At 72.0% G+C, this 22,028-nt stretch carries 16 protein-coding genes and 1 tRNA gene; 8 read left to right on the forward strand and 9 right to left on the reverse strand.

Features of this window, described 5'->3' with window-relative positions; genetic code table 11:
* The first annotated feature begins 50 nt into the window (after positions 1 to 50).
* The 5 genes from CFK41_RS12045 to CFK41_RS12065 all read left to right on the forward strand — a co-directional run bounded on the left by CFK41_RS12045 (position 51) and on the right by CFK41_RS12065 (position 5,254).
* The gene (locus tag CFK41_RS12045) at positions 51 to 845 is read left to right on the forward strand and encodes an ABC transporter permease (protein ID WP_151904743.1); all 795 of its coding nucleotides are present in this window, start codon (positions 51 to 53) and stop codon (positions 843 to 845) included.
* Between the two features lie 67 nt (positions 846 to 912).
* Complete coding sequence (locus CFK41_RS12050) at positions 913 to 1,698, forward strand: ABC transporter permease (RefSeq protein WP_096801067.1); 786 nt, start codon at positions 913 to 915, stop codon at positions 1,696 to 1,698.
* Complete coding sequence (locus CFK41_RS12055) at positions 1,695 to 2,696, forward strand: ABC transporter ATP-binding protein (RefSeq protein WP_096799879.1); 1,002 nt, start codon at positions 1,695 to 1,697, stop codon at positions 2,694 to 2,696. Before CFK41_RS12050 ends, CFK41_RS12055 begins: the two co-directional genes overlap by 4 nt.
* A 141-nt stretch (positions 2,697 to 2,837) precedes the next feature.
* Positions 2,838 to 4,133 carry a hypothetical protein gene (locus CFK41_RS12060; RefSeq protein WP_096799880.1) on the forward strand — a complete coding sequence of 432 codons (1,296 nt, stop codon included), beginning with the start codon at positions 2,838 to 2,840 and terminating at the stop codon, positions 4,131 to 4,133.
* A gap of 62 nt (positions 4,134 to 4,195) precedes the next feature.
* Positions 4,196 to 5,254 (forward strand): lipoate--protein ligase family protein, encoded by a 1,059-nt coding sequence (locus tag CFK41_RS12065; RefSeq protein WP_151904854.1) that lies wholly within the window; start codon positions 4,196 to 4,198, stop codon positions 5,252 to 5,254.
* Positions 5,255 to 5,462: 208 nt separating this feature from the next.
* Here the strand turns inward: CFK41_RS12065 and CFK41_RS12070 are convergent, their stop codons facing one another.
* Entirely contained in the window at positions 5,463 to 6,242 is a 780-nt protein-coding gene (locus tag CFK41_RS12070; RefSeq protein ID WP_096799882.1) for a metallophosphoesterase family protein, read from the reverse strand.
* A 406-nt stretch (positions 6,243 to 6,648) separates the two neighbouring features.
* Here CFK41_RS12070 and valS point away from each other — a divergent pair, with 406 nt between their 5' ends.
* Positions 6,649 to 9,330, forward strand: coding sequence for a valine--tRNA ligase (gene valS, locus CFK41_RS12075; protein ID WP_096801068.1), 2,682 nt, complete (start codon positions 6,649 to 6,651; stop codon positions 9,328 to 9,330).
* Positions 9,331 to 9,358: 28 nt separating this feature from the next.
* A complete protein-coding gene (locus tag CFK41_RS12080) occupies positions 9,359 to 9,850 on the forward strand; it encodes a hypothetical protein (RefSeq protein WP_096799883.1) in 492 nt (163 codons plus the stop codon).
* A 69-nt stretch (positions 9,851 to 9,919) separates the two neighbouring features.
* Here CFK41_RS12080 and CFK41_RS12085 read toward each other — a convergent pair whose 3' ends face one another.
* The 4 genes from CFK41_RS12085 to CFK41_RS12100 form a co-directional block, all read right to left on the reverse strand.
* The gene (locus CFK41_RS12085) at positions 9,920 to 11,269 is read right to left on the reverse strand and encodes a WXG100 family type VII secretion target (protein WP_096799884.1); all 1,350 of its coding nucleotides are present in this window, start codon (positions 11,267 to 11,269) and stop codon (positions 9,920 to 9,922) included.
* 165 nt (positions 11,270 to 11,434) lie between these two features.
* Complete coding sequence (selB, locus tag CFK41_RS12090) at positions 11,435 to 13,225, reverse strand: selenocysteine-specific translation elongation factor (RefSeq protein WP_096799885.1); 1,791 nt, start codon at positions 13,223 to 13,225, stop codon at positions 11,435 to 11,437.
* Positions 13,222 to 14,562, reverse strand: coding sequence for an L-seryl-tRNA(Sec) selenium transferase (selA, locus tag CFK41_RS12095; RefSeq protein WP_096799886.1), 1,341 nt, complete (start codon positions 14,560 to 14,562; stop codon positions 13,222 to 13,224). Before selA ends, selB begins: the two co-directional genes overlap by 4 nt.
* A 69-nt stretch (positions 14,563 to 14,631) precedes the next feature.
* Positions 14,632 to 14,726: transfer RNA gene (locus CFK41_RS12100), tRNA-Sec, on the reverse strand.
* 76 nt (positions 14,727 to 14,802) lie between these two features.
* On the opposite strand from CFK41_RS12100, the gene selD reads away from it, so the two are divergent.
* Positions 14,803 to 15,822 carry a selenide, water dikinase SelD gene (gene selD, locus CFK41_RS12105; protein ID WP_096799887.1) on the forward strand — a complete coding sequence of 340 codons (1,020 nt, stop codon included), beginning with the start codon at positions 14,803 to 14,805 and terminating at the stop codon, positions 15,820 to 15,822.
* A gap of 40 nt (positions 15,823 to 15,862) precedes the next feature.
* On the opposite strand, the gene nrfD is transcribed toward selD, so the two are convergent.
* From nrfD to CFK41_RS17950, 4 genes are all read right to left on the reverse strand, one after another.
* On the reverse strand, positions 15,863 to 16,978 hold the full coding sequence (nrfD, locus tag CFK41_RS12110) for an NrfD/PsrC family molybdoenzyme membrane anchor subunit (RefSeq protein ID WP_096799888.1): 1,116 nt from the start codon (positions 16,976 to 16,978) through the stop codon (positions 15,863 to 15,865).
* Positions 16,975 to 17,976: a 4Fe-4S dicluster domain-containing protein gene (locus tag CFK41_RS12115; protein ID WP_096799889.1), complete on the reverse strand. Its 1,002-nt coding sequence runs from the start codon at positions 17,974 to 17,976 to the stop codon at positions 16,975 to 16,977. The genes nrfD and CFK41_RS12115 overlap by 4 nt, the downstream gene beginning before the upstream one ends.
* Positions 17,973 to 21,269 (reverse strand): formate dehydrogenase-N subunit alpha, encoded by a 3,297-nt coding sequence (gene fdnG / locus CFK41_RS12120; RefSeq protein WP_174705970.1) that lies wholly within the window; start codon positions 21,267 to 21,269, stop codon positions 17,973 to 17,975. The genes CFK41_RS12115 and fdnG overlap by 4 nt, the downstream gene beginning before the upstream one ends.
* A gap of 103 nt (positions 21,270 to 21,372) precedes the next feature.
* Positions 21,373 to 21,924 (reverse strand): WXG100 family type VII secretion target, encoded by a 552-nt coding sequence (locus CFK41_RS17950; protein ID WP_169928813.1) that lies wholly within the window; start codon positions 21,922 to 21,924, stop codon positions 21,373 to 21,375.
* Positions 21,925 to 22,028 lie beyond the last annotated feature (104 nt).

Consider the following 22,028-nt stretch of genomic DNA (forward strand, 5'->3'; position numbering starts at 1 on the left):
GGGCGCCCCACCCCTTGTGGCGCCAGCCACAGATCGCTAAGCTCGCGCGAGTGCCTGCTTACGGAAGGATCGCCGCCGCCTCCTTCCGGCAGTACTCCACCTACCGCATGGCCACCGCCGCGGGGGTCTTCACCAACACGATCTTCGGGTTCATCCGCGCCTCGATCATGTTCGCCGCCATCGGCAGCGCCGGGGGCGATCTGAACGGATACACCGTCGCCCAGGCCGCGACCTATGTCTGGCTGGGTCAGGCGCTGCTCGCGCCGATCGAGGCCTTCGGCACCCGCGAGGTGTCCCAGCGCGTGCACCAGGGCGACGTCGCGATCGACCTCCTGCGGCCCACCTCCTTCCTGGGCCTCTACTACGCGCAGAAGCTCGGCCGCTCCACCTTCCTGCTGCTGGGCCGCGGGGTGCCTCCGGTCGCGATCGGGGCGCTGGTGACAGGCCTCGCCCTGCCCTCGGACCCGCTCTCGTACCTGCTGGGCGCGTTCGCGCTGCTGCTGGCGATCACGCTGGCCTTCCTCGCGGACATGCTCGTGAACCTGGCCGCCTTCTGGGTGCTGGAGACCCGCGGCCTCACCGTCGTGTACACCGCGGTGATGAACCTGCTCTCGGGGTTCCTGATCCCGATCGTCTGGTTCCCCGACTGGCTGCTGGGCATCGCGCGCGCCACCCCTTTCCCCTCGATGCTCCAGACGCCGATCGACACCCTCTCGGGGCGAATCCCGCCCGCCGAGGCGCTGCCGCTGGTGGGCGTTCAGCTCGGCTGGATCGCGGTGCTCGCCGCAGCGGCCATGCTGGTGCTGCGCGCCGGCGTGCGGAGCGTGGAGGTGCAGGGTGGCTGACACATCCCACGCCGAGCTCCCCGGGAGCGTGATCGACCCCGCGGACCGGCCCGTCTCCACAGCACGCATGATCGCGACCCTCTACGTCTCACGACTGCGCTCCCAGGCGACCTTCCGCACCAGCTTCGTCGCCGACCTCCTCGGGCAGGTGCTGATCGTCGGCACCGAGTTCCTCGAGCTGTGGGTGATCCTCTCCCAGGTCAGCACGCTGGGCGGGATGACGCTGGTGCAGGTGGCGGTGGTCTACGGGCTCGGGGCGCTCGCCTTCGGGATCGCCGACATGCTGTTCGGCGAGATCGACGGCCTCTCCGCCATGATCAAGTCCGGCAAGCTCGAGACGCTGCTGATCCGGCCGGTGCCGATGCTGCTGCAGATCTCCAGCCTCGACCTGTCGCTGCGGCGCCTGGGACGAATCGTGGTGGGGCTGGCGATGTACGCGACCGCGCTCGGCCTGGCCGGGTTCTCCCCGACTCCCGCCACCCTGGCGCTGGCTGTCCTCGCCCCGCTCGCGGGCGCCGCGCTGTTCGGCGCGCTGTTCACGATGGCCGGCGCGATGCAGTTCTGGCTGGTGGACGGGCGCGAGTTCGCCAACGCCTTCACCTACGGCGGCAACTACGTCGCCACCACGCCCGGAGCGGTGTTCGCCCTGCCGATGCGAGCCTTCTTCACCTTCGTCATCCCGGCGACTCTGATCGCCTATGCCCCCGCCCTCGCGCTGCTGGATCTGCCCGGACCGGCCCTGGTGCCGTCCTGGGCGGGCTGGATGGGACTGCCCGCAGCGGTCCTGGCCTGGCTCGTCGCCGGTCTGCTCTGGCGCGCGGGAGTCCGTCGATACACAGGAGCCGGTGGATGAGCACCCAGCAGAACCAGTCCCCGTCGGCCGCCGTGGAGCTCTCCCGGCTGCGCCGGGACTACATCGTCCGCGCCCCCGTGCCGGGATCGCGCCGACGTCGGCGCCGCACCGTGCGGGCGGTCGACGACATCTCCCTGCGCGTGGAGCGCGGCGAGTCCGTCGGCTTCGTGGGCGCCAACGGCGCCGGCAAGTCCACCACCATCAAGATGATGACCGGGATCCTGAAGCCCACCTCCGGCCAGGTGCGGGTGCTGGGACGCGAGCCGGTGCCCGAGCGGCGTCACCTCGCCCGGGAGATCGGGGTGGTCTTCGGCCAGCGCTCGCAGCTGTGGTGGGACCTGCCGCTGCGGGAGAGCTACCGGATCCTGGGCTCGATGCACCGGCTCACCGAACGTCGGCGGGAGGAGCGCCTCGAGCGTCTCGTGGACGGCCTGGACCTGGGCGACTTCCTGGACCGGCCGGTGCGGCAGCTCTCGCTGGGCCAGCGGATGCGGGGCGAGGTCGCGGCCGCCCTCCTGCACTCCCCCGCGCTGGTGGTCCTCGACGAGCCGACGATCGGCCTCGACATGGTCTCCAAGGAGGGGCTGCGCCGTTTCCTGCGCGAGGACCGGGAGGAGCGGGGCACGACCCTGTTCCTCACCACGCACGACATGGGCGACGTAGAGCGCCTGTGCGAGCGGATCGTGGTGGTCAACTCCGGCACCGTCGCCTACGACGGGGCGCTGGACTCCTTCCGGGAGGCGCTCGGCGCACCGCGGGAGCTGATCGTGGACCTCACCGAACCGGTCGCCGCGCTCGAGCTCCCCGAGGCGGCGGTCACCGCTGCGGTCGAGGCCGACGGGATCCGGCACCGCATCACCTTCTCCGGGAGCCGCCTGACCGTGCCCGCGCTGCTCACGGCCATCGGGACCCAGGCCGAGGTACGGGACCTCTCGCTGGCCGAGCCCGCGATCGAGGACCTGGTGCGCCAGATCTACGCCCGGGGCGGCATGTCCTGAGGAGCGCAGCGGGGGCCCGCTGACCTGCCGGTCGGACACGGCTGGCCGAGCGACCTGCGCTGATGCACACTTGTCGGAGCAGTTCGGGGACCGGGGCCAGGACCTCGGTGCACCTCGCGCACCGCATGGAAGAGGAGGATCATGGCTCGTTCCTACGCCAGCGTCGGGCAGATGCTGACCTACGCCGTGGAGAAGTCGGTGCAGTCGCCGGGGATCGAGAACTGGTCCGATCGCCGGATCCGGGCCGAGTCGATACTGCGGCACATGCTCGAGTTCGTGCTGATGGCCCCGCGCAGCCGCGGGGCATTCCTGCGCTCCGTGGCGCGCACCGAGCGGACCGCGGGGAGCATCACCGCCCGCCCGCGGCTGCGCAGCACCTCCCCCGATCTGCTCGCCGAGCTGCTGCCCACCACCCCGGCCGACGAGGACGGCGCCCGACTCGGCATCGTGCTGAGCACCGAGGGCTCCTTCGACGAGGCCCGTCTGCGCAGCCTGCGCGGCGCGCTCGGGGAGTCCCCTCACCACCTGCTGGTGGCGATCTCCCGGCGGTCGGACTTCCGACCGACCGCGGACGATCTGCCGCCGGGAGTGCTCACCACCAGCTGGTCCCGGCTGAGCCGGCGCATGATGAAGGCCGATCCCGGCCACGCCGACCTGTGGGAGAGCATCGGGGAGATCGGCGAGAACTCCGGTCGACCCGTCGCGCAGTTCCCCGTCGACGCGAGGAAGCTGCTGACCAAGAAGCGGATCGCGCAGGAGTTCCGGGACCATCTGGACGTGCTGCACCAGGCGAGCCGCACGCTCCTGGGCACCAGCCCCCACTTCTCCACCCGGCGCGGCCAGACCGACGCGCACCTGCAGGCGGGCGTCGGCCTGCAGCGCACCGGGATCGAGTTCGGCGAGGTCGCCCAGGGCACCCTCGTGCACTTCCTGCGCACCGGCCAGGAGCCGATCCCGCTCGGGATCGGGCTCCTGGAGACCGACGAGGACCGCTCCGCCGCCGAGGAGCGCCTCGAGGCCCTCGCCCGCCGCACCGCCTGGCGCGCCGAGGGCGGGACACCGCCGTCGGCCCCTGACCTGATCGGCTCCGCCGCCTCGCCGGAACTCGAGGGCGCCCGGCTGGTGCTGTGGGCGATCCTGAACCCGATGCTGCTGCGCGATCGCGGCTTCGACCTCGCCCCGGCACGCCGCCAGCCCGCCCTGACCGCGAGCACGATGAGCCTGCGGCTGCTCCAGCGCGGAGATGACTCCGGGACCATCTACCGGATCTGGGTGGGCGGATCGCGGGACTGGGACCACCTGATCCCTAAGGTCACCCGTGAGGCGAGCGACGAGCGCCCGGAGGAGACCTACGCCGTCGCCCCGAGCAAGAACCAGTCCACTGCGGACTTCGTGTGGGAGGTGCATCGCGCGCTGCGCTCGCTGACCATCGTGTGATCCCACCGGGTCCCCGGGTGCGGGAGGATGGGGGCATGGACGAGCGCAGCGACAGCACGGTGATGCACGGCGAGTACAAGGTCCGCGGCGGCAAGCTGGTCGCCGTGGACGTCACCGCGGTCGAGGGAAGGATCGCCACCGCCCACGTCTTCGGCGACTTCTTCCTCGAGCCCGACGAGGCGCTCGAGGAGATCGACGCCGCCCTGGTGGGCCTGCCGACGGACTCCTCCGCCGACGACCTCGGCGGCGCGATCACCGCGCGGCTGGACGGTCTGCCGGAGCCGGTGCAGATGATCGGCTTCGACGCCGGAGCCGTCGCGATCGCGGTGCGCCGCGCGCTGGGCCACGCCTCGCGCTGGGAGGACCTCACCTTCGAGGTGATCCCGCCGGTGGTGCTGCCCCCGGTCATGCACGTCGCGCTCGACGAGGTGCTGCCGAAGGAGATGCTCGCCGGTCGTCGCGGACCCCACTTCCGGATCTGGGACTGGGACTCCTCGCTCGTGGTGATCGGCTCCTACCAGTCGCTGCGCAACGAGATCGATGCCGAGGGAGCGGCCCGCCACGGGATCGGCGTGGTGCGGCGCATCACCGGCGGCGGGGCGATGTTCATGGAGCGCGGCAACTGCATCACCTACTCGCTCGTGGTGCCCACCTCGCTGGTGGAGGGGCTCAGCTTCGAGCAGGCCTACGCCTACCTCGACGACTGGGTGATGGGGGCGCTCGCCGAGATCGGGGTGCGCGCCCGCTACGTGCCGCTGAACGACATCGCCTCCGACCAGGGCAAGATCGGCGGCGCCGCCCAGCGCCGCTTCGCCGGCGGCGTGCTGCTGCACCACGTGACCATGAGCTACGACATCGATGCCGACAAGATGGGCGAGGTGCTCCGGATCGGCCGCGAGAAGCTCTCCGACAAGGGCACGAAGAGCGCGAACAAGCGCGTGGACCCGATGCGCTCGCAGACGGGCCTGGCCCGCGAGCAGATCATCGACGGCTTCCTGGAGTTCTTCCGCGACCGCTACGACACGGTCGACTCGACCTACACCGACGGCGAGCTCGCCGCGGCACGCGAGCTGGTGGAGACGAAGTTCGGCACCGAGGAGTGGACCGCCCGCGTGCCGTGAGCCGCGGGAGGGGGGCGTCGCGCGCGATCCCCGGGCGGTCCCGGCCCCGGGCAGCCGTCTCCATGTCACGGGATGGCGCATGGCGACGTGAGGTGGCATATATGCCACCTCGCATCGCTCTGCGTCGGCCCAGGACGACGGCGCTCCAGAACGGGGCGGCCTGCGGCAGGGTCCGTCCGCTCACCGGGAGTGGACGACGTCCCGGGGGTCAGGAGGAGAGCAGCCCGCGCGCGGCGTGGTCTCCCCGGTAGATCCCCGTGCGCAGCTCGATCTCGTAGGCCTCGCTCTCGGGCATGCCGAGCGCCCGGGTCGCGGCGATCTCCGGCTCGACGTCATAGGGCACCCGCAGGAACTGGATCCCGAACGGGGCGTCGGTGCCGCCGCCTGATCCCGCCGCATCGGCCGCCCCCTCGAGGATGGCGTACGACGGCGTCGGGTCGTCGAGCTGGTTGCCGACGCTGCCGACGTTCACGAGCGTCCCCTCCACGCCGGAGCGCAGGTACGGATCGTGGATGTCGCCGTAGACGACGACGTCTGCGCGGGGGACGTCCCCGGTGAAGGGCGTGGGTTCGAACATCATCGCGAACTGCTCCGCGCTGTGGTCCCGGTGCACACGGGTGAACTCGTCGATCGGCGAGGCGTGCAGCAGCCGCACCCGTCGGCCCGAGAGCTCCACATCGACGCTGCCGGGGACGCCGAAGAGCCAACGCCGCTCTTCTGCGGTCAGATCCTCGCGCCACCAGGCGTGCGCCGCGCTCCGGATCTCTCCGTCCCCGGCGACGAACACCTCCCAGTTGCCGCGCACGGTCGCCTCGCAGCGCTCCCGGGTCAGCGCCGTGCAGGCAGAGCCGCGAGGCCCCTTGCCCACCACGTCGCCGAGGTTGATCACGCGGGTGATGCCGCGCGCGGCGATGTCGGCGAGCACCGCCTCATAGGCGGTGAGGTTGCCGTGCACGTCGGAGACCACGGCCAGGCGTTCGACAGTCATGGCCCCACCGTACGTGCGGCGCGACGCGCCGGCCACGCCGCCTCACCACGCCACGCCGACGCCCCGCCTCCCGACGCCGCGCCTCCCGACGCCCCGCCATGCCGACTCCCCGCCATGCCGACTCCCCGCCACGCCACGCCGCCTCCCGACGCCCCGCCCCGCCCCGCCCCGCCCCGCCCCGTTTGTCATGGGATGGCCTATAGCGACGAGAGGTGGCATATATGCCATCTCTCGTCGCCATAGACCCTTCCGCGACATCCGTCGGCTGCCGCGCGGTCCGTTCCAGGGCGCGGGCAGGGCCCGCCGGCCCCCGACCGCCCCGTCCCGCGCCCCGTCCGCACGCGAGGGCGCTCACACTGCTGACGCCTGCGTTGCGCACGGACGCAGACCTGGAACAATGGCGAGCATGACCGATACCGCACCGCGCCCCGACTCCGCCCTCCCCGACCGCCCCTCCCTCGAGGGCCTCGAGGCGAAGTGGGACGGCGTATGGAGCGAGCAGGATCTCTACGCCTTCGATCCGGAGACCACCCGCGATCAGGTCTTCAGCGTCGACACCCCGCCGCCCACGGCCTCAGGCTCCCTGCACGTCGGCCACGTGTTCGGCTATTCCCAGGCCGACATGATCGTGCGCTACCAGCGCATGCGCGGCAAGAACGTGTTCTACCCGCTGGGCTGGGACGACAACGGCCTGCCCACCGAGCGCCGCGCCCAGAACTACTACGGCGTGCGCTGCGATCCCACGCTCCCCTACGTCGAGGACTTCACGCCCCCGCAGGAGGGCGGCTCGAACAAGTCCGCGAAGGCCGCGAACCAGCAGCCGATCTCGCGCAAGAACTTCATCGAGCTGTGCGAGCAGCTGACCGCTCTGGACGAGAAGTCCTTCGAGGACGTCTTCCGCGCGCTGGGGCTCTCGGTGGACTGGCAGCACAGCTACCAGACCATCAACTCCGCCTCCCGCGCCACCTCGCAGCGCGCCTTCCTCGAGAACCTGCAGCAGGGCCAGGCCTACCAGTCCGAGGCCCCCACCATGTGGGACGTCACCTACCGCACCGCGGTGGCGCAGGCCGAGCAGGAGGACCGCGAGCGCGAGGGCGCCTACCACCGCCTGGGCTTCACCCGCACGGATGCCGGGGCCGGTGAGGACGCGACCGTCTACATCGAGACCACCCGCCCCGAGCTGCTGCCGGCCTGTGTCGCCCTCGTGGCGCACCCCGACGACGAGCGCTACCAGGGCCTGTTCGGCACCACCGTCACCTCTCCCCTGTTCGGCGTCGAGGTGCCCGTGATGGCGCACCCCCTCGCGCAGCCGGACAAGGGCGCAGGCATCGCGATGATCTGCACCTTCGGCGACTCCAACGACGTCACCTGGTGGCGCGAGCTCTCCCTGCCCACCCGCTCCGTGGTGGGCCGCGACGGCCGCTTCCTGCCCGAGGCGCCGTGGATCTCCACCGCCGAGGGCCAGGCCGCCTATGCCGAGCTCGCGGGCCTGACCGTGTTCAGCGCGCAGAAGCGCGTGGTCGAGATGGCCGCCGAGTCCGGCGACCTCGTGGGCGAGCCGAAGAAGATCACCCACCCGGTGAAGTTCTACGAGAACGGCGACAAGCCGCTCGAGTTCGTGACCTCCCGGCAGTGGTACCTCACCAACGGCGGCCGCGACACCACCGAGGGCGGTCTGCGCGACGACCTGATCGCCCTCGGCTCCGAGCTCACCTGGCACCCGGCCTACATGGAGTCCCGCTATCGCAACTGGGTCGAGGGCCTCGCCGGAGACTGGCTGATCTCGCGCCAGCGCTTCTACGGCGTGCCCTTCCCGGTCTGGTACGGCGTGGGCGCGGACGGCGAGACCGACTACGACACCATCCTCACCCCCGCGATCGAGGACCTGCCGATCGATCCCACGATCGATGTGCCGGCCGGGTTCTCCGAGGAGCAGCGCGGGCAGGCCGGCGGCTTCGTCGCCGACCCCGACATCCTCGACACCTGGGCCACCTCCTCGCTGACCCCGCAGCTCGCGGGCGGCTGGAACGCGGCCGACGGCGGCGACCTGTTCTCGAAGGTGTATCCGATGGACCTGCGCCCCCAGGGCCACGACATCATCCGCACCTGGCTGTTCTCGACGATCGTGCGCTCGCACCTGCAGCAGGACTCCCTGCCGTGGAAGCACGCCTCGATCAACGGCTGGATCCTGGACCCGGACCGCAAGAAGATGTCGAAGTCCAAGGGCAACGTGGTCACGCCCATCGGCCTGCTGGAGCAGCACGGCTCGGACGGCGTGCGCTACTGGGCCGGTCGCGCCCGCCAGGGCGTGGACACCGCCTTCGACGAGGGGCAGATGAAGATCGGTCGCCGCCTGGCGATCAAGATCCTCAACGCCTCGAAGTTCGCGCTCGGCTTCGGCGAGGCGCCGGCGGATCCCGCCGGGCGCCTGGCCGCCGACCCGTCGGTGGTCACCGATCCGCTGGACCGCGCGCTGCTCGCACAGCTGGCCGACGTGGTCGAGCAGGCCACCGTCGCCTTCGAGGACATGGACTACGCCCGCAGCCTCGAGGCCGTCGAGCCGTTCTTCTGGGCCTTCTGCGACGACTACATCGAGCTGGTCAAGGAGCGTGCGCACGGCAACTCCCCCGCCGGCGAGGCCGGTGCTGCCTCGGCCCGGGCCGCGCTCGCGATCGCGCTCGAGGTGCTGCTGCGCCTGTTCGCCCCCGTGGTCGTGTTCGCGACCGAGGAGGTCTGGTCGTGGTGGCGCACCGGCAGCGTGCACACCCAGGAGTGGCCCGAGTCCGCTCCGCTGCGCGAGGCGGCGGCCGGCCAGGACGGCGCGCTCGTGGACTCGGTCGCCCAGGCGGCCATCACGCTGCGCCGGATCAAGTCCGATGCGAAGGTCTCGCAGAAGACCCCGATCCTCGCGGTGACCGTCGAGGCTCCGCAGTCCGTGCTCGCGCACCTCGAGGCCGCCGCGGCGGACCTCACCGCGCTCGGCCGGGTGGAGAAGCTCGAGCTGGTCGTCGGCGAGGGCGAGGAGATCCTCACCCGCGACGTGGAGCTGGGCGAGCCGCCGGTCAAGCAGCCGCGCGCCAAGGGCTGAGCCCACGACATCACGAGGAGGGATCGAGATGGGATCCACCACGGTCCGTGCAGGGTCGAGCTCCGGGCTCATGTGGGCCGGCGCTGCGCTCGTCTTCATCGGCTTCTTCACGGCGCTGTACTCCGTGGCGCTGCTGGTGCGCAGCGAGTTCGTGAGCGCCGCGCTGGTGGTGCTCCTCGGGCTCCTGGTGATCGCCGCCGGGATCGCGCTGTTCGTGCTGGCGCGGCGCGCCTGCGCGCGGGTCGACGACCGCGGGGTCTCCTGGTCCACGATGCTCGGGGCCCGCGGCTTCGTGCCGTGGGAGCAGGTGCACCAGGTGGTCGTCCCGCAGATGCACGAGCAGGGCGACTCCGTGCTGCTGTGGCTCCGGGACGGCACCGTGGTGCCGGTCGACTCCCTGCGCAAGACGCAGAGCGCGGACGACAACACCGGTACGCACGAGTGGTACCAGCGGTCCGGGGCCGCCGTGATCCGCGCCCATCAGCAGTGGCTCGCCCAGCACCCGCAGCAGAGCCGCTGACAGGAACGGCGAGCAGAACAGCAGAGGAGCGGCGACCCGGACGGATCGCCGCTGCTCAGCTGTGTCACCTCACCACGGGGTGATGGAGTCGACCGCGTCTCCGACGGTGCTCTTGGCACTGTTGAAGGCTCCCTGCACGTCGTCGATCGCACTGTCGACGTTGTAGTCGCCGGGGGTGATGGACTCGACGATCGCGTTGGGGCTCACCGACACGGCGCCGCCTCCGCCCAGACCGAGCTCCGCGGCGAACTTTCCTCCGGCGTTGAAGGAGATCTCGTCCGTCGAGATTGTGTATCCACCGCTGGCGTCCGCGCCCGCACCGGCGGTCGCGCTCACCCCACCGGACACCGAGAACCAGCCATGGGGTCCGTTGACCGAGTAGTCCTGCTTGTACTCGGCCCCGGCGAAGGCCCCCGCGCTGAACCCGCTGCTGATCCCGTTGACCTCGCCATCGGCGTTGCGCGTGACGTTCTGGTGAGCCGTGGCGTGGGCATCGGCACCGACCCAGGCGCTCTGGGTCATCCCGGCGGACGCCCCGGACTCATGCGTGAGGGCGGTGGAGTTCTCGGCGTAGAGCCCGCTTCCCGCCCGGGCACCGACGCTGTAGCCGTCGGGGCCGACCGTGCCGCCCGCCTCCACGTACGCCTCCGCGCCGACCTTCCCGGAGGCGTCGATCCCGAAGCCGCCGGGCAGGTTCAGGTGCTCGTCGATCCCCGCCTCGAGACTGCCTCGGGCGCCGAGGGATCCGGTCATGTTGCCGTACTGGTCGGTGCCGCCCTTCATGCCGGCGCTGTAGTCCACGCCGGCGTGGACGTCCACGTAGCCGGCCTCGTTCTCGACCTCGCGACCCGGAAGCAGATCCCTCTGCCAGTTGAAGCCGTCCCCGAGCTGCTCGCCCCCGTACCGGGTGCCGCGGCTGCCGTAGTCATCGCCCCCGTAGAAGCCCTGCGGGCCGCTGGCCCCGCCGCCCGAGAGCCAGTCCCCGAAGCTCGGTCCGCCAGGCATGCCCGGCAGGCCCGGGCCGAACGGGAGACCGGGCAGGCCGGGACCGATCGGCAGGCCAGGGATCGGGAACGGCAGCGGCAGGAGCGGGTTGCCGAAGGGAATCGGACCGTCGAGGAGGTCACGGAGGACACCGAGGATGCCACCCTCGTCGGCCGAGGCGTCGTCCTGCTCCTCGGCGTGCTGGTCGAGCTCCCGGGCGAGGCGCTCCAGGGTGTCGGCAGCGCTCCGTGCCTTCGCCTCGGCGGCGCCGTGCCACTGCTCACGGAAGGACTCGGCATCCGGTCCCTGCCACTCGACCGCGTCGACCGTGGTGGAGAGGGTCGTGATCAGCTCGGCGAGACGCTGTGCGCCACCGGTGCAGACCGAGGACTGCCCCCGCATCTGCTCGGTATCGCCGCCGTAGAAGCCGCTCATCGTGTCTCCCCTGTTCCGTGCCTCGTGTGCTGTACGACCGCTCGCCGCAGCATGACGACGAGCCTAGACTCTGTCGGCGCCCCCGCCCATGGGGACAACTCCCCACCCCCGGATGTCCCTGCCGCGACCGCCCCTCGCCCGCCCGCCCGACGGCGACGCCGGGTCTCAGCGCACGACCTCGCGGTGGCCGGCATCCACCCGTCGGGTCCAGCCACGGGCATCGAGGTGCTCGAGCAGGGGCACGGCGACCCGACGGGTGGTGCCGAGCGCCTGTCGGGCCTGGCTGGTCGTGAACGGCTGCGGGAGCGAGGCGAGCTCCCGCATGGCGCGGGCCGGTGCGGTGGGCAGCAGGATCACCTCTCCGGGCAGCCGGAGCAGCCGTCCCTGCGCGGCGGCGGCGGCGAGCTCCCGCGGGGTCAGTCGGAGCGCGGCGAGGTCGTCCGCCTCCGGGGCCCGGAACGGGGTCCCGCGCAGCGACTCCTCCAGGGCGGCGACGCCGTGCTCGGCCGCGCCCAGGCCACGAGGACCGGACGCATCCACCACTCGGCCGTCGGCGGTGTCGAGTCCGGCGGCCGCCACCACCGCGCCGAGGAGGCCCGTGTCCGGCAGGGAGAGAGCATCCGTGGCGGCCTTGCGCGGCACGCCGGCGGAGAGCGGATGCGCGGCACGGTCCTCGCGCACCAGCTCCAGGAGCCGCTCCGTCCAGCGCTCCATCGTCCCGGAGTCGACGAGCCAGTCCCCATGACGCCGGACCTGCTCCGGCAGCCGATGCGAAAGCGGTACTCCGTTCCTGGCCAGCTCGTGCTCCCGCACCGCACCGCGACGGCTCACCTCGAGCGCGGGATCGCCGCCCTCGGGAAGCGATTCGAGGACCGCACGACGCCGGGCGCCGTCACCGCGCCGGTCCAGCACCGGCGGATCCACGTCGAGCACCTGCACCCCGTTCCGCACGGCATGGCCGCCTCCCCGCAGCACCAGCCGATCCCCGACGGCGAGCGGCAGCGGGCGCTCGAGCGTGAGGCGGGCGTGGTCCGATCCGAACGGCCGAACCCTCGCGGGCACCACCGCCGTCCCGACGTGCACCATGAGCTCGGCGGGAGCCCCTGCGAGCGCCTCGCCCTCCCGACGTCGCACGTCCACGACGTCCGCGAGGGTCCAGGCATCGGGCGTGAGCAGAGCATCGCCGCGACCGATCTCCTCGGTGCTCACCCCGCGCAGGTTCACCGCGGCGCGACTGACCGGTCCGAGCTGTTCGAGCGGCCCCCCGCGGCTCTGCAGCCCGCGCACCACGACCTCGCCCCCACGCTCCGCCCCGCACAGCGCGAGGCGGTCCTCGCGGCGCAGCACGCCCCCGCTGAGCGTGCCGGTGACGACGGTCCCGGCTCCGGAGATCGTGAAGGAGCGGTCCACCCACAGCCGCACGCGCTCCTCCGGGTCGGGACGGCGCGCCGCGGCGACCACGGAGCCGATCACGGTGCGCAGCTCGTCCAGCCCCTGTCCGGTCCTCGCGGAGACGGCCACGGCGGGGGCCGCGGCGAGGCCCGTCCCGGCAAGCTCGGATCGTGCCTGGGCGAGCGTGACGTCGACCCGTCCCGGGGCGAGATCCGCCCGGGTGACGACGATCAGGCCCTGGTCGATGCCCAGCGCCGCGATGGCGTCGCGATGGTCCGAGGACTGCGCCTGCCAGCCCTCGTCGGCCGCGACGACGAAGCAGACGATCGGCGCGGGGCCCAGCCCGGCGAGCATGTTGCCGAGGAACCGCTCATGGCCCGGGACGTCCACGAAGGAGACCTCCGCCCCCGAGGGCAGCTCGGTCCAGGCGAAGCCGAGGTCGATGGTCAGCCCGCGCCGTCGCTCCTCCGCCCACCGGTCCGGCTCGATCCCGGTGAGGGCCCTGACCAGCGTGGACTTGCCATGGTCGACGTGACCGGCGGTCGCGATGACATGGCTCGTCACCCGCGCCCCCTGGCCGCAGCCCGGGCCGCGAGCACGGCCTCGACCACGCGCCCGTCCTCCTCGACGGGCACGCAGCGCAGGTCGAGCAGGCACCGCCCGCCCTGCACGGTGGTCACCACGGCCGGATCCCCGGTGCGCAGCGGGGCGGCGAGCTCGACCTCGAGGGAGATCGCCCAGCCGGGCAGCGGGACCTCGGCCCCTCCCCCGCCGCCGACGCGGCCGTCGTGCGGGACCAGCCGTCCTTCGATCCTGTCGGCCAGCAGCGCAGTGCGCTCGCACAGACGGGCCGGGTCCGTGCGCAGCGCGTCGAGCACCGGCGGCACCGGGCCCTCCAGCGTCGCCTCGAGCGCGGCGAGCGCGAGCTTGTCGGCGCGCACCGCCCGGGCCATCGGGTGGCGGGCGAGCCGGGCGATGACCTCGGCCCTGCCCAGCACGATCCCCGCCTGGGGCCCGCCGAGGAGCTTGTCGCCGCTGATGATGACCAGGTCCGCCCCGTCGCGCAGGGCGGTGGCGACGTCAGGCTCCTCCGGCAGCAGGGGCTCGGGTGCCAGCAGGCCGCTGCCCAGGTCGGCGACCAGCGGGATGTCGGCGTCGCGGCAGGGTCCGGCGAGCTCGCTGATCGGCGCCGCGCTCGTGAAGCCGGTGATGCGGTAGTTGCTGGTGTGCAGGCGCAGCACGCAGCCGGTGCCGGGGTGCAGGGCGTCCGTGTAGTCGGCGAGGTGGGTGCGGTTGGTGGTGCCGACCTCCCGCAGCCGCGCGCCGGTGGAGGTGATGAGGTCGGGCAGGCGGAAGCCGGCTCCGATCTCGATCATCTCGCCGCGGCTGAGCACCACCTCGCCGGTGCCGGCGAGCGCTGTCGTGGCCAGCAGCAGGGCCGCGGCGCCGTTGTTAACCACCAGCGCGTCCTCCGCCTCCGGGCAGGCGGCCAGGATCGCGGCCCGGGCGCCGGCGCCGCGCCGGGAGCGGGCACCGGTGGCGAGGTCGAACTCGACGTCGGTGTAGCCGGCGGCGGCGTCCAGCGCGGCGCGCGCCGCCGCGGACAGCGGCGCCCGTCCGAGGTTCGTGTGGACGATGACGCCGGTCGCGTTGAGGACCGGGCGCAGTGAGGCCGACGGGCGGTCCCCGAGGGCGGCGAGGACCTCGCCCTCGACCAGTTCAGGGGTGATCTCCCCGCTGCGGGCACGGGCCTGCGCCGCGTGCACGATGCCGACCACCACGCGCTGGCTCATCGTCGCCGCGGCCGCGGCGATCCCGGGGTGTGCCAGCAGGTGATCGGTGCGCGGGATCCGACGGCGCGGGTCGGTGCCCTCTCCGCCGGGCTGCGGGCGCTCGGTCACGGGACCTCCTGGGGCCGACGAGGCGACCGCGCCGCGGGGGCGACGGCGCCTGGGGCGATGATGGATTCTTGGCGGAGACGGACGGGAATCGAACCCGCCAGACCGAGATGCTCGGTCTCACCGGTTTTGAAGACCGGGGCGCCCACCAGGACACGTACGCCTCCATCGCCCAAGGTAGCACCGTGGATCCGGGAGCGACTGCGCTGGTCACCCACCGAGGCGACGGCCTAGGCTCGGGTCATGAGCGAGAACCAGATCCGCCCCGTGGCCCAGCCCTCGATCCGTCTGACCACGATGGCGCATGGCGGTGGCTGTGCCTCGAAGATCCCGCCGGGAGAGCTCGAGGACGTGGTCTCAGCGCTCTCCGGCCAGCAGTACGAGCAGGTGATCGTGGGCCTGGAGGACGGTGACGACGCCGCCGCGGTGCGGATCGGCGGGCCCGACGGGAGCACCGCGGTGCTCTCGACCGCGGATTTCTTCACCCCGGTGGTCGACGACGCCTTCGACTGGGGGCGCATCGCAGCCGCCAATGCGCTCTCGGACATCTACGCCATGGGCGGTGACCCGGTGGTGGCGATCAACCTGGTGGGCTGGCCCCGCGGGGTGCTCCCCTACGAGCTGCTGCAGGAGGTCCTCGCGGGCGGCCTGTCAGTCGCGCAGGCGGCGGGCGTGCCGGTGATCGGCGGGCATTCGGTCGACGATCCGGAGCCGAAGTACGGGATGGCGGTCACGGGCACCGCGGATCCGGAGCGCCTGCTGCGCAACGACGCCGCGGAGGCGGGGCTGCCGATCACCCTCACCAAGCCGCTCGGGGTGGGGCTGCTGAACAACCGGATGAAGAGCACCGGAGAGGTCTCCGCCGCGGCGATCGAGACGATGACCGCCCTGAACCGGGATGCCTCGAAGGCTGCGCTCGCCGCCGGCGCACGGGCCGCGACCGACGTGACCGGCTTCGGGCTGCTGGGGCATCTGTTCAAGATGGGGCGCGCCTCCGGGGTGGGCATGGTCGTGGACCGCTCCGCCGTCCCGCTGGTGGACGGCGCGGCCGAGGCTCTCCGGGACGGCTACGTCTCCGGAGGCACCCGGCGGAACCTCGACTGGGTGCGGGAGCACCTCCGCACCGCGGAAGGCGTGACCGAGGAGGATCTGCTGGTCCTGGCGGACGCTCAGACCTCCGGCGGCCTGCTGGTGATCGGCGAGGTCCCCGGCTACCCGATCATCGGGGAGACCGTGGAGGGGTCCGGCATCGAGGTGCGCTGAGCGCGGGCTGGGCACACCGAGCCGCCTCCCGCTGCGGCGGTCAGCCCGACGTGGTGATCGAGTCGTCGGTGATGCCGGCGGCGCGCCGCGCGGCGAGCCGGGCCTTCTGCGGCTCGACGACCCGACGGGGGTCCTCCACGGACTCCAGCCCGGCATAGAGCACGCCGAAGCGGGTCAGGGCGGAGGAGGCCAGCAGTGCCGCACCGCTCGCCGCCGCGACGTACCGGTTGCGGCCGCCGAACACCGCGCCGATGCCTCCGGCGACCGCGAGGCGCTCCGCCCAGGTGAGCAGCTTCCCTGCTCGACCGGTCTCGAGCGGTTCGGCCTCCAGGGGGTGCATGGAGGCCTTCATGCGGTGCATCGAGACCAGGTCCCCTGCCACCCCTGCCGCGGCGAGGATCCGCGCGGGTCGGGTCTCGGCCACCGGGGCGGTGATCAGGGCGGCGCCACCGGAGGCGAGGCTCGCGGAGGAGGCGAAGAGGTAGGCGAGGTGTCTGCGGCCGGCCTCCCAGGTGGGGACCACGGTGTTGCCCAGCAGCGCCCCGGTGTACGAGGCCAGCAGCGGGGCCAGGACCCCCTGGCCGAGCGCCGCGGGCACCTCGGCGGCGCCGAGCAGGCGGCGCAGGGCGCCCAGCGGCAGTCGCTCCCCCGTCAGGCGATCCACCTCGAGCACACCGAGCAGCCCGGAGAAGGTCGCGAAGCCGCTGAGGATCCAGGTGCCCAGGCTCATCGGCGAGGTCACCTTCACGGTCCGCATCATGTTGAGGAAGCGCTCGGGACGGCCGAGATCCTCGATCAGCGCGATGGTTCCGACGCCGACCGCCCCGATCGCCACCAGGCGGGTGCTGCGCCGCAGGGCGGGTCGCCCCGTGCACTGCGCCCCGAGGGCGAGCAGGCCGGAGCCGCCGGCCACGCCGCCCAGGAAGAGGTAGACGGCGATCGGCTCCCGCCACGGCGGCGCCTTGACGATCGGGCGGCCGTAGTAGGAGTCGAACTCACCCGCCCGCTCGATCTCGACGTCCTCGACGAGCGCGCCCTCGCGAGAGCCGTCCCCCATGCCGATCTCGCCGAGGCCACGGCGTCGCCGGGCCCCGCCGCGGCGGCGCCGACGGGGCTGCTGCGGCGGCCGGTCGGCGTCGAACTCGCTGATGCTCATCGGCGCCCGCCCAGGAAGGAGAGCGCGGCCACGGCCACCATGCCCGCCGCGGCGAGGCCCACCCGGGCGTAGCTGCCGGGGAGGCTCGCGGTGGGGACGTGCGGGTCCGGCGGCAGGCCGTACACCTCGGGCTCGTCCAGCAGCAGGAACACCGATCCGATGCCGCCCACCCCGTCCTTGGGGTTCGCACCGTACAGGCGGGCCTCGGTCATGCCGCGGTCGTGGAGATCCGCGACCCGTCCTCGCGCATCCTCGGCGAGCTCGGTGTGCTCCCCGAAGCGGATCGACTGCGTGGGGCAGGTCGCCGAGCAGGCGGGCTGCTCGCCGTCGGCGAGGCGGTCGTGGCACAGGGTGCACTTGCTCGCGGTGCCCATGCGGTCGATCTTCTCGTCGCGGTTCGCGTGCGGCGAGATGGTGCCGTCGTCACGGCGCTCGATGACCCCGAACGGGCAGGCGCTCACACAGGTCCCGCAGCCGTTGCAGACGTCCTGCTGGACCACCACCGAGCCGTGCTCGGAGCGGAAGATCGCCCCGGTGGGGCACACGTCCAGGCAGCCGGCGTTGGTGCAGTGCTTGCACACGTCCGAGGACATCAGCCAGCGGAACTCAGGGGTGTCCGGCGGGGTGCGGTCCGTGCTCGAGAGATCGCCGGCGGGGGTGGCGCCGCGAGCACCTGAGGACTTCGGGCCGATCCCGGGCATGCCCAGGCTGACCAGCTTGCGGCCCGACTCCCGGGCCTCCTCGATGCGGTCCTGCCCCTGCTCGACGAAGGCCACGTGCCGCCAGGTGTTGGCGCCGAGCGCCCCGGTGTTGTCGTAGCTCGAGCCGAGGATCTGCAGGTCGCCGTCGATCGGGTTGCGATTCCACTCCTTGCACGCCACCTCGCAGGCCTTGCAGCCGATGCAGATCGAGGTGTCGGTGAAGAAGCCCTTGCGCTCGTGGTCGTGTCCCCACCCGGCATCCGCGGCGGGACCGGCAGGCCCTGAGAGCAGGCTCATCGATTCCTCATCTCCTTGATCGAGCTCTCCCCCGAGGGTACGGCGGAGGCCTCCTCCGGACCACGGACCTCGTGCGCGATCGAGTCATCGGCAGGGCCCGCCCCGGGGGCGCCGTCCGCGCCATCCACGGCCCGATGCTCCTCCGGGGCCAGACCTGCCCGGCGCCGGAGCTCCTCCACCAGCTCGCCCCGCGCCCGACCCTGGGGCCTGCGCCCCGGGAGGATCGCGCACGAGTTGTTCTTGCTGTTCTGGATCTGCGTGTTGGCGTCGAGGTTCATGCCAATCAGGTCATTGGCGCCGTCTCCCTGGACGATCGCCTCGCTGCCGCGGCCCCAGTGGAAGGGCAGGCCGATCTGGTGCACGGTCCGCTCCCCCACCTGCAGCGGCGTCATCCGCTCGGTGACCAGCACCTTGGCCTCGATCGCGCTGCGCGCCGAGATGATGGTCGCCCAGCCGTAGGGCTCCAGCCCCACCTCCTCGGCCAGCTCCGGCGAGACCTCGCAGTACATCTCCGGCTGCAGCTCCGCGAGATACGGCAAGAAGCGGCTCATCCCGCCGGCGGTGTGGTGCTCGGTGATCCGGTACGTGGTGAAGATGTACGGATACACCTCGCCGCCGCGGGCCGAGGCGCCGGGCGAGCTGAGGTTGTCCTCGCTGCGGAAGGTGACCCGGGTGGGGTTGGACTGCTGCGAGTAGAGCGGGTTGGGGATCGTGGACTCCGGTGACTCGTAGTGCGTCGGCAGCGGCCCGTCCACCAGACCGGTGGGCGCGAACAGCCACCCTCGGCCGTCGGACTGCATGATGAACGCGTCGGTGCCGGAGAGCGCCGCCGCCCCGCCGCGCTCGGGGTCGCCCGGATCATCGGGACGCTTGGTCAGCGGGAAGTCGGGGACGTCGTCGCCGGTCCAGGTCCCGGCCTCCTCGTCCCACCACACCAGCTTCTTGCGCTCGCTCCAGGGCCGTCCCTCGGGATCGGCCGAGGCACGGTTGTAGAGCACCCGGCGGTTCGCGGGCCAGGCCCAGCCCCACTCGGCCGCGATCTCGCCCTGCTCCGGGGTCGCCGGGCGGCGCCGGGCCTGGTTCACCCCGTCGGCGTAGACGCCGGCGTAGATCCAGCACCCGCCGTCGGTCGAGCCGTCGGCCCGCATCTCCGCGAAGGAGGACAGCGGGCGGCCCGCCCGCTCACCGTCGAGGTGTCGGCCGTTGATCTCGGCGAGCACCGCCTCAGCATCCGGCTCCCCGTGCTCGTTGACCGGATAATCCCAGGTCAGCTCCTGGATGGCACGGTCGCGCGGATCGGTGGAGTCCTGGAGCTTCTCGCGGATGCGACGCCCGAGCTCGTACATGAACTCCAGATCGCTGCGGGCGTCACCGGGCGGTTCGACGGCCTGGTCGCGCCACTGCACCATGCGCTGGGTCTGGGTGAAGGAGCCTGCCTTCTCCGTGTGGTTGGCCGCCGGCAGGAAGAACATCTCGGTGCCGACCTCCTCCGGGGAGAGCTCACCGGACTCCACCTCGGGTCCGTCGCGCCAGAAGGTGGCGGACTCGATCATGTAGAAGTCCCTCACCACCATCCACTTCAGCTTCGCCATGGCCTTGCGCTGGAGCCTGCCGTTGGCGGATCCGACGGCAGGGTTCTGGCCGAACAGGAAGTAGCCGTCGACCCCGCCCTCGAGCATCCTCATGGTGGTCTGGTAGGTGCCGTGGGCGCCGGTCAGCTTGGGCAGGTGGTGGTAGCCCCAGTCGTTCTCCGCCGTGGCGTTGTCGCCCCACCAGGCCTTCAGGAGGTTGATGGTGTAGACGTCCGCGTTCGCCCAGAAGCCCTTCTGCTCCTTGGTGCCGATGGCGCGGGTGAACGCGGCGAAGTCGTCCTGGCCCACCTTCGGCATCGGCAGGTAGCCGGGGAGGATGTGGTAGAGCGTGGGGATGTCCGTGGAGCCCTGAATGGTGGCGTGGCCGCGCAGGGCCATGATGCCGCCGCCGGGACGGCCCATGTTGCCCATGAGCAGCTGCAGCACTCCGGCGGTGCGGATCATCTGCGCGCCGCCCTGGTGCTGGGTCCAGCCCAGGGCATAGGCGAAGACGGTGGTCCGCTCGCGGCCCGAGTTCTCGGCGATGGCCGTCGCCAGATGCTCGAAGTCCTCCGGGGAGATGCCGCAGGTGTCCTGGACCATCTGCGGGGTGTAGCGCGCGTAGTGGCGCCGCAGGATCTGGAAGACGGTGCGCGGGTGCTGCAGGGTCTCGTCCCGCTCGGGCAGCCCGCGGGCCACGTCCTCAGGATCACCGGCGTAGGCCCACCGGCTGTTGTCGTAGGTGCTGGACTCCTCGTCGAAGCCGGAGAACAGCCCGTCCAGGTCCTCCGTGTCGGCGTACTCCTCGGAGATGATCGTCGAGGCGTTCGTGAAGGCCCGGACGTACTCCGAGAAGTACAGCTCGTTCTCGAGCACATGCCGGATCACGCCGCCCAGCAGCACGATGTCCGTGCCGGTGCGGATCGGGATGTGTCGATCAGCGTTCGCCGAGGTGCGGGTGAAGCGCGGATCGACATGGATCACGCGGGCACCGCGCTTCTTCGCCTCGATCACCCATTGGAAGGCCACCGGATGGGCTTCGGCCATGTTGGAGCCCTCGATGACGATGAGGTCCGCATTGGCGAAGTCCTGCACTGGCTGCGTGGCACCGCCACGCCCGAACGAGGCTCCCAGACCGGGAACCGTGGCGGAGTGTCAAATACGGGCCTGGTTCTCGATCTGGATCGCGCCCGCCGCCGTGAAGAACTTCTTGATCAGATAGTTCTCCTCGTTGTCGATGGTCGCGCCGCCGAGGCTGGCGATGCCCATCGTGCGCTTGAGGGGACGGCCCTGATCGTCCTCCTCCTCCCAGTACGCGCGCCTCGCCTCGATGAACCGATCCGCGATCATGTCCATCGCGACATCGAGATCGAGGTCCTCCCAGTCGGTCGCGTACGGGCGGCGGTAGCGCACCGTGGTCTGACGGAGATAGGAGTTGGCCAGCTGCTGGCTGGCGGCGCCCTTCGGGCAGAGACGACCGCGGGACACCGGCGAGTCAGGGTTCCCCTCGATCTGGACGACCTTGCCGTCCTGATGGAAGACCTTCTGCCCGCAGCCGACGGCGCAGTACGGGCAGACGCTGTCCGCGACCCCGTCAGCCGTGACGGTGCGCGGGACCGTGCTGCGGGTCGCCGCCGACGTGACGGCCGTGCCCCGCCCGGTCGGATCCGCCCCACGGAGCTGCCGGAGAACCGGCCAGTCGAGGAACGTGAGACGTGACATGCCGGCATGCTATCAGCGCGGACCAGGGCTGACCGGCCTCCGCGCCCCTCGTGTTCCGACGTGGGGCGTGGGGGCGGAGCGGGCCCGCCCGGATCGGGACCGGTCAGAACAGGTCGATGTTCGGGCGCGGCAGAGGCTGCGGCAGAGGCCAGAGATCAGGCAGGGGAAGCGGTGCAGGCAGCGGCTGGGGCAGCGGCCAGTCCTCCGGCGTGGGCCACGGCTCCGGCAGCGGGAGCGGCTCCGGGAGGGGCAGCGGGTCACCCGGGATCGGCAGGTCCGGGAACGCCGGAAGCGTCGGGAACGGCAGGTTCGGGAACCCCGGCAGGGTCGGGATCGGGAGGAAGTCCGGCAGCTTCTCGAGAACGGGGATCCCGGACCCGGATCCGCCGTCCGAGGACGCCTCGTCCTGCTCGTCGGCGTGACGGTTCAGCTCATCGGCGTCGGCCCGCAGAGCGTCGATCGCCGACTCGAGCCGGGTCTGCACCTCGCTGGACCAGCGCTCGCGGAATTCGTCGGCATCAGGGCCCACCCACGCCACGGAGCCGACCAGCGCCACGCACCGGGCGAGCAGTGACTCGACCGTCCCCGCCGCTCCCTGGCACGCCGTCGCCTGCTGGCGCACAGCCTCACTGTCGGCTCCCCAGAACCCGCTCATCAACGTCTCCCCCGTTCGGCATCTTCCTACGCGTCGAACCTATGGGGGTCCGCACGAGGTGTCGACGGGGAGGACTATCCATGCGAGCGGCAGGCATCGGCCGC

Origin of the sequence: Brachybacterium ginsengisoli (assembly GCF_002407065.1) — a bacterium.
Classification (GTDB): Bacteria; Actinomycetota; Actinomycetes; order Actinomycetales; family Dermabacteraceae; genus Brachybacterium; species Brachybacterium ginsengisoli.